Genomic DNA, 14474 nt, shown 5'->3' with positions numbered 1-14474 from the left:
CGCGTGTATTTCGTCGATTTTTTAAGCTATTTAATCGATAAAAAATGAAATTTTATTAGGTTTTCTTCTACCTATAGTTTAATATTGCCTTGTTAATTGCTTTTTCTCTCAAAAGTATATTAATCCATTTGGAGTAAAACGTAGTTGTTGTTTAGTGTTAGAAAATTAGGTTCTAATACAATTAACAATTAATCTATGAAAACGGTATCTTTTTTAAAAGTAGTGTTTTGGGCTGTATTTTTAACAACAGTAAATTTACACGCACAATATTGTACACCAAGTAATGTTGGTAGGTTTAACACTAACTATATTTCTAAAGTAACATTTGGAGGTGTAAATAACACTTCAGCAGGCTCAACGGGAGGTTATACATATTTCTCAAGTCTTCCAACAGAAAATATTGAAATAGGCCAAACTTTAACAGGAACCGTTAGTGTTACCCTTAATAAATGGAACAATCAAAATAATACGGTAGCTATTTGGCTTAATTTCAATGAGAATTCAGATGATGATTTTGAAGATAGCGGAGAGCGTTTCATATTCAATATAAGAGATAATAGAAGTGGATGGCGAGGAAGCAAAACCTTAGATGTGCCATTTTCAATAAATATTCCTCAAGGCGCCGATGTGGGTAATTCTAGAATGCGAGTAGCCTTTAGAACGGGTACTAACACCAATTTTTCTTCTTGTAATTTTAATTGGCAAGCTGGAGAAATTGAAGATTATAACATAAAATTTATTTCAAATTCTGTACCACTAATTGATACAGATAGTGATGGTATTGCAGATGTTGTTGATGTTGATGATGACAACGATGGAATTTTAGATTGTGTTGAAAAAGGTATAACATACGGCACAATATCTGAAGTCTTTTTACTTAGCGGAACAGCCGTTGAAGTGTCAGATGATGAGTTTCAATTAACAACATCAACCAACTATCAAGCAGGAGCTGCCACAATTAAAGAACGTATTAACTTTGATACAAGTTTCTCGTTTTCGTTTGATGCTTTTTTAGGAGCCTATGATTATGGGGCAGATGGTATTGCTATTATTTTTCATAATGATCCGGCAGGAGCATCGGCAGTAGGAGCATCAGGAAATGGCTTAGGTGCTAAAGGAATTAAAAATGGAATTGTACTAGAGTTAGATACATATTACAACGGATCTTTTTTAGGTGATATATCTCAAGATCATGGCATGATTTGGGATTCAGACAACCAAACCAGTTCAGGTTTTTTAACGGCTTCTACCAATTTAGGGCAGTTAGAAGACAACAAGTGGCATACCGTTACCATTTCATGGAATGTAAATACAAAAACCATAAGTTATTATGTTGATAGCACTTTAGCTGGAATTTATACCGGAGATTTAATAAACAATTATTTTGGCGGCAGTAACCTAGTGTATTTTGGCTTTTCAGCATCTACTGGAGGTTTAAATAATCAGCAAAAGGTTAGATTTAATAGTGTTTGTGATATTCCTTTGTTTGTAGATACTGATAATGATGGCTACCCCAATAGCTTAGATATTGATAGTGATAATGATGGTATTCCAGATAATGTTGAAGCTCAAACAACTTTGGGTTATAATTTACCTAGCGGAACAGTAAATACAACAGGAGCTTATAAAGGACTTTGGAGCAATTACGGTATAGGCATTATACCTGTTGATACTGATGCTGATACAATACCAGATTATAAAGATTTAAATAGTGATGATGATGATTTTAATGATATTGAAGAAAATGGTATGCCAAATAGCATCTTAGGTACAGATACTGATAAAGATGGGTTAGATGATGCATTTGAAACTAATGGTGTAAATGATACAAACTGGGACGTTAATGAAGCTATAGAAAACCCTTCTAACGCATCTATTTTACCAGATTCAGATACCGATGTTAGCACGGGAGGAGATCTAGATTATCGTGATGTGCCCGTAACCGTTGTGTACCCTTCAATAGCATCAGTAGATTTTGATGGTGTTGATGATTACCTTCAGGGAGACAGCGTATTAAATGGCCTGGGCGAATTAACCATTATGGCCTGGATAAAACTTGAAGAAGATGTTAGCGGTAATACAAAACTATATGTTCTTGGAGAAGATACAGGGTGTAGGCTTTTTGTTAAAGATGGTAACAAAGTGCAATTTGGTATAAAAACATCAAAAGGTGTTTCAAAAAACCTAAATACAGGTTCTATTAATAAACATGAATGGCATCACATTGCAGGTTCATTTTCAAACGCTTTGGGTACTGTAAACATATATCTAGATGGTGAAAAGGTTAAAACCTCGCGCAGTTTATTGCTTTCAGGCGCTAAAATTAAAACCACTTCTAAATGGAATGGTAATTTTGAAATAGGCCGTATTTCTAGAGATATTACAAATAAACAATATTTTAAGGGTGAAATTGATGAGGTTAGGGTGTTTAACAAAGCATTAACTGATACCCAAATTCAAACTATGGTATATCAAGAAATTCAAAACAATAATGGCAATGTTAGAGGTGTTGTTGTGCCAAAAGATATTGTTGATTTTGATACTAAAACCACTGTGCCTTGGAGTAGTTTGGTTGCATATTATCCTATGACTGATATTGCTTCAAACAAAGTGTTAGATTATTCAAACAATAACAACAATCTAACAATGTTTAACATATCAACAATACAGGAACAAACAGCACCAATGCCTTATGAAACCATTTCAGATGGTAATTGGAGCTCACAAAGTACATGGTTACATGGTAATCTATGGGATGTTGAATCTGTTCCAAGTGACAGAGAGTGGACTATAGTTAAAATTGAAAACGATATTGAAATAGCATCATCATTTTCTTCATATGGTTTAATAATAAACAATAGAAAAACATTAACTGTAAACGGAAATAATGTTATTAAAAATACAGGGTATTTTGAGCTTAACGGTGCTTTAGATTTAATGAACGATTCACAATTAATTCAAACCAAAACAAGTGATTTAGTAACATCGGCAGATGGTAAAGTGTTAAGAAGGCAAGAAGGTACCCCAAGTGCTTTTTGGTATAACTATTGGGCGTCTCCTGTAGGGAAAGCAAGTGTTACCACCTTGGAAAATAACAATGCTTCAACAAATAACGTAAACAATACACCATTTCAAGTAGGTATGTTAAAAGATGATGCAGGATTTAATATGCAGTTTACATCAAATTACACGGCTAGCGGTAATATTAGTTCATACTGGATGTATACATATAAAAACGGTAAAACCTATTGGGATTGGGCCCGCGTAACACCCACTACAAATATAGAGCCAGGTGTTGGTTACACACAAAAAGGAACCGGTGTGCCTTTTGAGTCTCAACAATACGTTTTTGAAGGTAAACCAAATAACGGTACTATACTTGTTGATGTTAAAGATGTTGGCGGACCAGGTTCTGTGCCAGAGGTTTCAAGAACAAATTATTTGTTAGGTAATCCGTATCCTTCAGCTTTAGATATCCATCAGTTTATAAGAGATAATAGAGGTGTTATAAATGGTAATATTCAATTATGGCAGCAATGGAGCGGAAGTTCACATAACTTAAGTGAGTATAACGGAGGTTACGCACAGGTTAGTTTATTAGGTGCAACAAGAGCTTATCAGTTTTCGGGTATAAGCGGTTTAATTAATTTACTGCTGCCTGGTGGTAATTTATTGGCAACTAAATATTTGCCAGTGGGTCAGGGTTTTGTTGCCGAAATTGTTTCAAACGGTAAGGTAGAATTCAATAATGCACAAAGAGCATTTATTTTAGAAAAAGATGCCAGAGGTAGTTTTTACAGCGGATCCGTGTTTTTTAAAAACAATTCAAAATCAAACAAATCATCACAAAATGCTATAGTTGAAAATGTAATAGAAGAAGATAGCCCGTTTAAAAAAATACGATTAGCATTTACAACCGTTACAGGGCCTGAAACAAACCGAGAATTATTATTAGGATTTAGTGATGAAACTACTGATGGGTATGATTACGGGTATGACACTAAATGTGATGAAATTAACAACAACGATTTAAATCTTGCTTTTGAAGGCGAAAACATGAATATGCAAGCATACGCCAATGTAACGCCAGATAAAGTAGTGCCATTAAACTTTAAATCTTCAGGGCAAAACGCCTTTAAAATTAAAATAACCGAATTGATAAATTTTGAAGAAACCGATGAAATTTACATAAAAGATAATTTTACCGGTGAGTATTTTGATTTAAAACATAATGATGCATTTAATTTCACTTCAGAACAAGGGAAATTTAATGACAGATTTCAAATAGTATTTCAATCTCAACAACAATCACTAAGTACAGAAGAAGCAAAGGTTGAAAAAAACTTTATTTACTATTTAAATAAAGAACGTAAATTATATGTAAAAAAATCAACCGCACCAGTAAAAAGAATGGCTTTAGTAAGCATGACAGGGCAAACCATTTTAGAAATGAATGATGTTTCACCCGAAACATTATTAAACGGTATTGATGTGCCCAACGTAGCAACAGGAGCCTATGTGGCTTATTTAAGAACCAACGATAACCAAGTGCTTACCAAAAAACTCATTATAAATTAAGCAACCAAAGTTTCCTAAATACATATCAACCAAAAACCATAAAGCTCAAAAATGTTTATTCTGTTTTTGAGCTTTATTTTTTAAATTAAAAATTAGCTAAAACCTTGCTGTTATTCATCTGTTTTTTTTGTGTTTCATATTTTAAAACATACGTAATAACCGTTTTTTACACTGCTTTATCGAAATGAACAATAGTTCTTTTTAATGTATGATTTTTAAGATTACTTTTGAAGTAAATATTTGGTTTATAAACAAAACGTTTTAATCAAGTATTTTATTCCCTCTTAAAATAAAGAATCCATTTAACTAAAATTTAAGTGCGTTTTTTCGCTTAAACACTAACTTTTATCGTTAAGTGTTAGTGACAGTAACGTTGCTTTCGTATCTAAATAGTACCACAACAAATGAAAGACCATGAAAAACAAATTTTGGATTATTATAGTATTTTGCCTTTGTATTGTTATTAACAACAATGTTTATGCTCAAGACACTGATGGTGATTCTATTGCTGATTCTGTAGATTTAGATGATGATAATGATGGTATTCCAGATTCACAAGAAATTAACTGTGCTGCCTCTTATATAGATCTAAGTCAAACTTTTAATGATAGAACATCAAACCCAGGTGTTGTAAATAATATATATCCTCACGGTGGTGTTACAGTAGACTTTACATATTCATTAGTAGGTACGGCAACATGGGCTTCAGGGGTTAGAAGTATTACAGGCGCAGGTATTAGTGGTAGTTATATACAAACACAGGTTAGAAATTCAGATTTTCCAAATGGAGATGTAGCAGTATACAGGTTTAGTTTTTCAGAGCCAGTTTATAACTTGTCTTTCAAAATGGGTGGTTTTGATAACCAAGATAGAGCCGATGTTTATGCAAATAATAGTGGTGCTAGTAAAACGGTTTCAATAACCGATATAAACTTAAGTGGTGGTGCTGTTTCAGGAAATTCTGCATATGATATTAATGGTGTTAATGGAAATGCACCGTTAAATAGTGTGCAAGTAAATATTTATGGGCCATTAAATGAACTAATTATTGAAATTGCAAAAGATGATGGCGAATCTGCCAATGCAACCATTCAAATGTATGAGTGGCAGTATTGTGCAGCAATACATTCTGACAATGATGGGATTCCAGATCATTTAGATATTGATTCAGATAACGATGGAATTCCTGATAATGTAGAAGCACAACCAACCATAGGCTATGTGGCACCTAGCGGAAATGGTACAGCCATGGCAGATGCTAATAATGATGGTGTTGATGATAATTACGGAGCAGGTTTATTAACACTTGAAGATACAGATAGAGATGGAACTCCTGATTATATTGATGTTGATGCTGATAACGACGGAACTCCTGATATTGAAGAAAACGGTATGCCAAATACAATTTTAGGTGCCGATGCAGATAATGATGGTTTAGATGATGCTTTTGAAACAACTAACACAAATGATGCGGTTTTAGATGCTAATGAAGATATTGAAAACCCATCAGATTTATCAATTCTTCCAGATGCTGATGGTGATTTAGCCTCAGGTGGTGATTTAGATTATCGTGACGTTTTTACACCAAATCCTCCAGTTTCTGCAACTATTGATTTTGATGGTGTTGATGATTATTTGTCTACAACGGCCTTTGTTGGTGGGCAAAATAACATTACAATTATGGCTTGGATAAAGTCTGATTTAGGTAATACAAGAGATATGATTATTGCAGGCGAAGATACTGCCTGTAGTATTTGGCTTAAAGATGGTGATATTCCAATGTTTACAATTAAAACTACAGCTAATTCAGCTGTAACACTTAGTGCGTCATCTGCTGTTAACTGTAATGAATGGCACCATGTGGCAGCATCTTATAATAGTTTAACAGGTTTAGTGTCATTGTATGTTGATGGTAATTTGGAAACATCTTCAAACTTAAGTGTGATTGGTTCAGCTATTCAAAATTCTGTAAACAGTAACGGTAATTTTGAAGTAGGGCGCTTGTCTACAACCTTAGCCGATAAAAAATATTTTAAAGGTGATATTGATGAGGTTAGAGTTTTTAATACAGCCTTAACAACAAGCCAAATTCAAGGTATGGTTTATCAAGAAATAAATGAAAGTGCTGGTAATGTGTCGGGTGTTATTGTTCCAAAAAATATTCAAGATACCCAAACCAATGCTACTATTTCATGGGCTAGCCTTATTGCGTATTACCCAATGACAAATATAAAAACAGATAGAACAACAGACTATTCAGGGCATAACAGGTTGTTGTATTTAAATAACATAACAACCGTACAAGAACAAACAGCGCCAATGCCATATAGAGCTGTGTCTTATGGGAATTGGAATTCAGTGTCAACATGGGCACATGGTGGTGTTTGGGATATAGAAGATGTTTCAAAAAACAAAGAATGGAGTATAGTGAAAATAGAAGAAGATGTAGTAACAAACAATTCGCATACTAACTATGGTTTAATTATAGACCCAGGAAAACGTTTAACAGTTTCAGGCGATAATTTAATAAAAAACACATGGTATTTAGAACTCAACGGCACCATAGATTTATTAAATGACTCTCAATTAATACAAACTGAGTATAGTGATTTAGTTACCTCTTCCAATGGTAAGATATTAAGGCGTCAACAAGGAGAGTCCAACCCATATCGTTATAATTATTGGTCTTCACCAATTGGGGCACAAAGCGCAACCAGTTTATCCAACAATAACGCATCAACAAATAATACAAACAATACGTCGTACAGATTGAACATGATTAAAGATGATGCTGGTACAAATTGTTTGTTCACATCAGATTATACAGCAAACGGAAACATTAGTACCTATTGGATATACACTTATAAAAATGGCGTAACGTATTGGGATTGGGAGCGCGTAAGTACTTCTAGAGACTTAACTCCAGGTATAGGTTATACCCAAAAAGGAACAGGTATAGCGGCTTCAGAACAGCAATATATTTTTGAAGGAAAACCCAATAACGGCACTATATTGGTAGATGTTGAAGATAAAGGTGGCGCTGGTTCAGAGCAAGATGTTTCAAGAACTAATTTTTTATTAGGAAATCCATATGCTTCAGCTATAGATATTCATAAATTTATTGATGATAACCAAGGTATTATAGATGGTACACTTCAATTATGGCAACAATGGAGTGGAGATTCTCACAATTTAAATGAATATAACGGAGGTTATGCGCAGGTAAATAAAACAGGAGGTGTAAGGGCATTTCAGTTTGTGGGTTTTAGTGGTGCGCATAATGGCTCACAAGATGGTACTTTAGTGCCGTCAAGATACTTGCCAGTAAGTCAAGGTTTTGTGGTAGAAGTAGTTGCTAATGGCCAAGTAGAATTTAATAACACGCAACGTGTATTTGTAAAAGAAGCTGACGCCGATGGAACTTACAATAACGGATCGGTGTTTTTTAAAGGCGGAAATTCAAAATCAAAAACATCGAAAGCTGTTGCGCAACCTGAAACAGAAAAACCTGTTATGCAAAAAATACGCTTAGAGTTTAGTGCGCTTTCAGGACCATCAACACATCGTGAATTGTTACTAGGGTTTAGTGATTTTACTACTGATGGTTACGATTATGGTTATGAAGCCAAATCATCAGAAAGTAATAACAACGATTTAAATTTATCGTTAGAAGGTGAGAATATGAACATACAAGCCTACGGCCCAGTAACCGATGATAAAGTAGTGCCGTTAAATTTTAAGTCTTCGGGAAGCAATAGTTTCGAAATAAAAATTTCTAACAAAGAGCATTTTTCAGAAGGGCAATCAATTTACATTCGTGATAATATGTTAGGCGTTTATTTTGACTTGTCAGAAGGTGAAGCATACAGTTTCACATCAGAACAAGGTAAGTTTAACAATAGGTTTGAAATTGTATTTCAATCTGAACAACAATCACTAAGTACAGAAGAAGCGCAGGTTGAATCTAATTATGTGTATTATACAAATACAGACCATAAATTGTATGCAAAAAAGTTAAATGGTACTGTAAAACGTTTAGCTTTAGTAAGCATAACAGGGCAAATAGTTTTAGAAAAACAAAATGTGTCTCCACAAGTTTTACAAAATGGTATTACTGTACCAAAGGTGGCATCAGGCGGATATGTTGTATATTTAAGAACAGATGATAACCAGGTAATTACCAAAAAAATCATTGTAAATTAAATTATAACACTTCAAAATAATTATACAAAACAATAAGAAGTCAAAATATAAGGTTTTGGCTTTTTTTGTGTTTTAAAACCAACCTTTTCAGGATAAATTCTTAAATTCGCATCCTTATATGAATTTCGAGTAAATGAGCGCTAAATTTCCTGAATATAAAGGACTTGACTTGCCAAATGTAGCAGACCAAATACTGCAATATTGGCAAGAAAACAATATTTTTGATAAAAGTATAACCTCAAAAGAAGGCAAAGATACCTTTGTGTTTTTTGAAGGACCACCATCTGCAAACGGGTTACCTGGTATTCACCACGTAATGGCACGAGCTATTAAAGATATTTTTTGTAGATATAAAACCCAAAAAGGTTATCAAGTTAAGCGTAAAGCAGGTTGGGATACTCACGGGTTGCCTATTGAACTTGGTGTTGAAAAAGAATTAGGCATTACCAAAGAAGATATTGGTAAAACTATTTCGGTTGAAGATTATAATGCAGCGTGTAAAAAAGCCGTAATGCGTTATACAGATGTGTGGAATGATCTTACTGAAAAAATGGGCTATTGGGTAGATATGGATGACCCTTACATAACCTATGAGCCTAAATATATGGAGTCTGTTTGGTGGTTACTAAAACAAATTTATAGCAAAAATTTACTATATAAAGGGTACACCATTCAGCCATATTCACCAAAGGCCGGAACTGGTTTAAGTTCACATGAGCTTAACCAACCAGGTACATATCAAGACGTAACTGATACTACTATTATAGCCCAATTTAAAGCCAATGCAGCATCATTACCATCGTTTTTACAAAACGAAGGCGATATTCACTTTTTAGCATGGACAACCACACCTTGGACACTACCAAGTAACACGGCACTAACCGTTGGGCCTAAAATAGATTATGTGTTGGTAAAAACATTTAATCAGTACACGTTTGAGCCAATTAATGTAGTGCTTGGTAAGCCTTTAGTTGCAAAACAATTTGCTGGTAAATATAAACAAGCCGAAGACATTTCAGAATTGAATAATTACAAACAAGGTGATAAAAAAATACCATACTTTGTAGTTAAAGCATTTAAAGGAATTGATTTGGTTGGAATTACGTATGAGCAATTATTACCATATGTATTGCCAAATGATAACCCTGAAAATGCCTTTAGAGTAATTTCTGGAGATTTTGTAACTACCGAAGACGGTACAGGTATTGTACACACAGCACCAACATTTGGAGCAGATGATGCCTTGGTAGCAAAACAAGCTACACCAGAAATACCACCACTATTGGTAAAAGATGAAAATGATAATTTAGTACCTTTAGTAGATTTACAAGGGCGTTTTCGTCCAGAATTAAAAGAACTTGGTGGCAAATACGTGAAAAACGAATATTATAATGAAGGTGAAGCACCAGAGCGTTCTGTTGATGTTGAAATTGCCATTAAATTAAAAGAAGAAAATAAAGCCTTTAAGGTTGAAAAATACAAGCATAGTTATCCGCATTGTTGGCGTACAGATAAACCAATTCTATACTATCCACTAGATTCTTGGTTTATTAAAGTAACCGATGTTAAAGACAAAATGTTTGCCCTAAATCAAACCATAAATTGGAAACCAAAAAGCACTGGCGAAGGCCGTTTTGGTAACTGGTTAGCAAATGCAAACGATTGGAATTTATCGCGCTCACGCTATTGGGGTATTCCACTACCAATTTGGAGAACCGAAGATGGTAAAGAGGCGCTTTGCATTGGCTCTGTTGAAGAGTTAAAAAACGAAATGCATAAAGCTGTTAAAGCAGGAGTTTTAGCTGAAGATATTTTTTCCGATTTTGAAGTAGGCAACATGAGTAATGAAAACTACGCAAAAGTAGATTTACATAAAAACATAGTAGATCAAATTACATTAGTATCGGCTTCAGGAAAACCAATGAAACGTGAAACCGATTTAATTGATGTTTGGTTTGATTCTGGCTCTATGCCGTACGCGCAATGGCACTATCCGTTTGAAAATAAAGATTTAATTGATGAAGGCACAACCTATCCGGCAAACTTTATTGCAGAAGGTGTAGATCAAACACGTGGTTGGTTTTATACGCTTCATGCCATTGGCACAATGGTGTTTAATTCTGTGGCTTACAAAAACGTGGTGTCTAACGGTTTGGTGTTAGATAAAAATGGCCAAAAAATGTCTAAACGTTTAGGTAATGCCGTAGATCCGTTTACAACACTTTCAAAATACGGGCCAGATGCCACACGTTGGTATATGATTAGTAATGCCAACCCATGGGATAATTTAAAATTTGATTTAGAAGGTATTGAAGAAGTAAAGCGTAAATTCTTCGGAACACTTTATAATACGTACTCGTTCTTCAGTTTATATACAAATCTAGATAATTTTAAATATACTGAAACTGATATTCCATTAGCTGAAAGACCAGAACTAGATAGATGGATTTTATCTGAATTACACACTTTAATTAAAAAAGTAGATGCTTTTTATGCTGATTATGAACCTACAAAAGCAGCTAGAGCTATTTCAGATTTTACACAAGATTATTTAAGTAACTGGTTTGTACGTTTAAGTAGAAGACGTTTTTGGAAAGGCGATTACCAAACCGATAAAATTTCGGCTTACCAAACACTATACACTTGTATGCTAACCATAGCAAAGTTGGGTGCGCCAATAGCGCCTTTCTTTATGGATAAATTATACCAAGATTTAAATGCTGTAACTAAAAAAGAAGCCTTTGAAAGTGTGCATTTAGCAGATTTTCCGGTGTATAACGAAAGCTTTGTTGATAAAAGTTTAGAGCGTAAAATGGAAAACGCGCAAACAATATCATCATTAGTTTTATCGTTACGTGCTAAAGAAAAGATAAAAGTGCGCCAACCACTTCAAAAAATAATGATTCCAATTGATAATCTTCAACAAAAAGAAGAAATATTAGCGGTTTCAAACTTAATAAAACATGAAGTTAATGTAAAAGAAGTTGAGCTTTTAGAAGACGCCTCTGATATTTTAGTAAAACAAATTAAGCCTAATTTTAAAGCTTTAGGTCCGCGTTTTGGTAAAGATATGAAGTTGGTGGCCAACGCCATTAAAGATTTTGATGCAAATGATATTAAAAAAATTGAAAAATCTGGTGAATTAGCGCTTGACATTAATGGAAAAAATATTACTTTAGGCCTTGAAGATGTAGAAATTACATCACAAGACATTGAAGGTTGGTTGGTAGCCAATGAAGGCGCATTAACAGTGGCTTTAGATGTTACAATTACTGATGATTTACGTAGCGAAGGTATAGCCAGAGAGCTTATTAATAGAATTCAAAACTTACGTAAAGATTCAGGCTTTGAAGTTACTGATAGAATTGACGTAAAACTTCAAAAAAACGAACATATAGTTAGTGCAATAGACACAAACAAAGCTTACATAAAAACGGAAACATTAGCCGAAGAGCTTGAAATTATTGATAATTTAGAACAAGGTATTGAAATTGCTTTTGATGATATAAATACCAAGTTGTTTATACAAAAACATTAAAATTATGGGATCCACAAGTGCAAGATATTCTGATGCAGAATTAGAAGAGTTTAGAGTTTTAATTCAAGAAAAAATTGATAGAGCACAACACGATTTAGAGCTTATAAAAAGTGCGTATATGAATGACCATAATAATGGTACTGATGATACATCACCAACATTTAAGGCTTTTGATGAAGGTAGTGAAGTTATGAGTAAAGAATCTAACTCGCAATTAGCCATTCGTCAAGAAAAGTTTATTCGAGATTTAAAAAATGCCATTATAAGAATTGAAAATAAAACCTATGGTATTTGCAGGGTTACGGGTAAGTTAATAAATAAAAAACGTTTAGAGCTTGTACCACATGCTACACTTAGTATTGAGGCCAAAAACATGCAAAAATAATTAGTCCTTTATTTAATTAAAGGAGTTTTAAAAAAACGCCAATCATAAATTTAAATGAGTGGCGTTTTTTTTATAAAAACAATTATATAATAATTACTCTAATGTCATTAAAAAAATCTGCTATAATTATTGTTTTAATTTTACTTGTAGACCAAGTGAGTAAACTTTATATAAAAACACATTTTCAGCTTCAAGAAAGTATAAAGGTTTTTAATTGGTTTCAAATATATTTTATTGAAAATGATGGAATGGCTTGGGGTACTAAAATTAGTGATTTTGTAAGTTTTATAAATGATAGAACTGCAAAAGTAACTCTAACTTTATTTAGAATTGTAGCAATTTGTGGTATTGGGTATTGGCTGTTTGATGTTACTAAAAAACAAAAACCTAAGGTGCTAATTTTGGCGTTGGCTTTTATTTTTGCCGGTGCTTTAGGTAATATTATAGATTCTGTTTTTTATGGCGTTTTGTTTAGTGATAGCCTTATTGATGTAGCTACTTTTATGCCCAATGAAGGCGGATATGATGGTTTACTGCACGGTAAAGTTGTAGATATGCTTTATTTTCCGTTGTGGAAAGGGTATTTGCCACAGTGGTTACCGGTAATTGGTGGCAAATATTTTACGTTTTTTGAGCCCGTTTTTAATATTGCAGATGTAGCAATTAGTACAGGTTTTGTTATGCTTATTGTATTTAATAAAAAAGCATTTCCAAAAAAATAATTATAAGAATATTTTAAAAGTAGTTGCTATATCTTTTTTGCTTTCAATTACTAAAATATCTTGCATTTTTGTTAGTGTTGCTGTACTTAATTCATTCAAATTAACATTAATACCATTATCTGTAATCTCTAAAACCGATGTGTTGTTTTCTAAATAACTTTGTATTTGTATTTTAGGGTGTTTGTGTGAGTGCCTGTTTTTTATACCGTTAGTAATTAAATTTAGCAATATGCGCTCAATATATTCTGCTTTTATGTTTATAGATTTAAGTTTAGAAAAATCTGAATCTATTTTCGCATTAGTGTCTATAATTACAGGGCTAATAGATATTAAAACTTGACAAAGCACGTTATTAAAACTAATAGCATTATATGTTGGGGTGTGTTTTATCTCACTTAAAACACTTAAGGTTTCATTAATTACTTTATTAATATTTTTGCGGCTGTTGGCTGTATTATTTTTTTCTTCTGAAATACTAAAGGTGTTAACCAATTCAGACACTAAATTTAAATTATTTATATGCGATTTTACATTATGTAAGGCAATTTTATTATAATCTCTAGGCTTTTTTGGTTGCTGTTTAAAAACATTTGGTGTAGCATGAGAAATTAAATTATCAATGTAATCTGATGTGTTTTCAGCTTGTTCATAAAAAAACAAATATCGTGAAGTATTGTTGGGTTTTATAAAAAAGGTGTGTTTGCTAGAGCATATAAAATAAGTATAACTGCCAGCACTGTTTTTTAAACGTATGCGTTGTTTAAAATGGCTATTATTTTTCGCATAATTTATAAAGTTATGTTCAAAACTTGAAGCGTCTTCAAAATGAATAATTTTGTTTAAAAAGATTTCTAACGTTTGATTTGCTCGCAATGAAAAACCTAGATTTGATAAAAAAACTTCAGACCAAAGTAGTTTATCATTATCCTTAAGTTCCCAAAATGCAATATCACTTACTTGTTTGTTGATACTGTTATTTAATAGCATTTTACTTTAAGTTATTGAGAGAAATGAGAGTAACTTATTGTAAACATACTAAAAAAAAAGC

6 protein-coding genes are annotated in these 14474 nt (G+C 33.1%); 5 read left to right on the top strand and 1 reads right to left on the bottom strand.

Features of this window, described 5'->3' with window-relative positions; all coding sequences use genetic code 11:
• Positions 1-195: 195 nt before the first annotated feature.
• The 5 genes from ACYX4H_RS04535 (at position 196) to ACYX4H_RS04515 (ending at position 13426) form a co-directional block, all read left to right on the top strand.
• Positions 196-4578, top strand: coding sequence for a lectin-like domain-containing protein (locus ACYX4H_RS04535; RefSeq protein WP_476238017.1), 4383 nt, complete (start codon positions 196-198; stop codon positions 4576-4578).
• Between the two features lie 414 nt (positions 4579-4992).
• Complete coding sequence (locus tag ACYX4H_RS04530) at positions 4993-8781, top strand: LamG domain-containing protein (protein WP_476238016.1); 3789 nt, start codon at positions 4993-4995, stop codon at positions 8779-8781.
• Between the two features lie 133 nt (positions 8782-8914).
• Positions 8915-12319, top strand: a complete 3405-nt coding sequence (ileS, locus tag ACYX4H_RS04525) for an isoleucine--tRNA ligase (RefSeq protein ID WP_476238015.1) — start codon at positions 8915-8917, stop codon at positions 12317-12319.
• Positions 12320-12323: 4 nt separating this feature from the next.
• Positions 12324-12704 carry a TraR/DksA family transcriptional regulator gene (locus ACYX4H_RS04520; protein WP_475296927.1) on the top strand — a complete coding sequence of 127 codons (381 nt, stop codon included), beginning with the start codon at positions 12324-12326 and terminating at the stop codon, positions 12702-12704.
• Positions 12705-12805: 101 nt separating this feature from the next.
• The gene (locus ACYX4H_RS04515) at positions 12806-13426 is read left to right on the top strand and encodes a lipoprotein signal peptidase (RefSeq protein WP_476238014.1); all 621 of its coding nucleotides are present in this window, start codon (positions 12806-12808) and stop codon (positions 13424-13426) included.
• Here ACYX4H_RS04515 and ACYX4H_RS04510 read toward each other — a convergent pair whose 3' ends face one another.
• Positions 13427-14413 (bottom strand): PAS domain-containing protein, encoded by a 987-nt coding sequence (locus tag ACYX4H_RS04510; RefSeq protein WP_476238013.1) that lies wholly within the window; start codon positions 14411-14413, stop codon positions 13427-13429.
• Between the last annotated feature and the right edge of the window lie 61 nt (positions 14414-14474).

The sequence above is a fragment of the Seonamhaeicola sp. ABD4_340 genome (assembly GCF_056312135.1).
Note: the sequence above shows the minus strand (reverse complement) of the source record. Positions and strands in the feature narration are given on the sequence as shown.

Excerpts from the sequence above, each read along its gene's own strand:
- ACYX4H_RS04510 (WP_476238013.1), bottom strand. The coding sequence starts at position 14,413 with ATGCTATTAAATAACAGTATCAACAAACAAGTAAGTGATATTGCATTT.
- ACYX4H_RS04530 (WP_476238016.1), top strand. The coding sequence starts at position 4,993 with ATGAAAAACAAATTTTGGATTATTATAGTATTTTGCCTTTGTATTGTT.
- ileS (WP_476238015.1), top strand. The coding sequence starts at position 8,915 with ATGAGCGCTAAATTTCCTGAATATAAAGGACTTGACTTGCCAAATGTA.
- ACYX4H_RS04520 (WP_475296927.1), top strand. The coding sequence starts at position 12,324 with ATGGGATCCACAAGTGCAAGATATTCTGATGCAGAATTAGAAGAGTTT.
- ACYX4H_RS04515 (WP_476238014.1), top strand. The coding sequence starts at position 12,806 with ATGTCATTAAAAAAATCTGCTATAATTATTGTTTTAATTTTACTTGTA.
- ACYX4H_RS04535 (WP_476238017.1), top strand. The coding sequence starts at position 196 with ATGAAAACGGTATCTTTTTTAAAAGTAGTGTTTTGGGCTGTATTTTTA.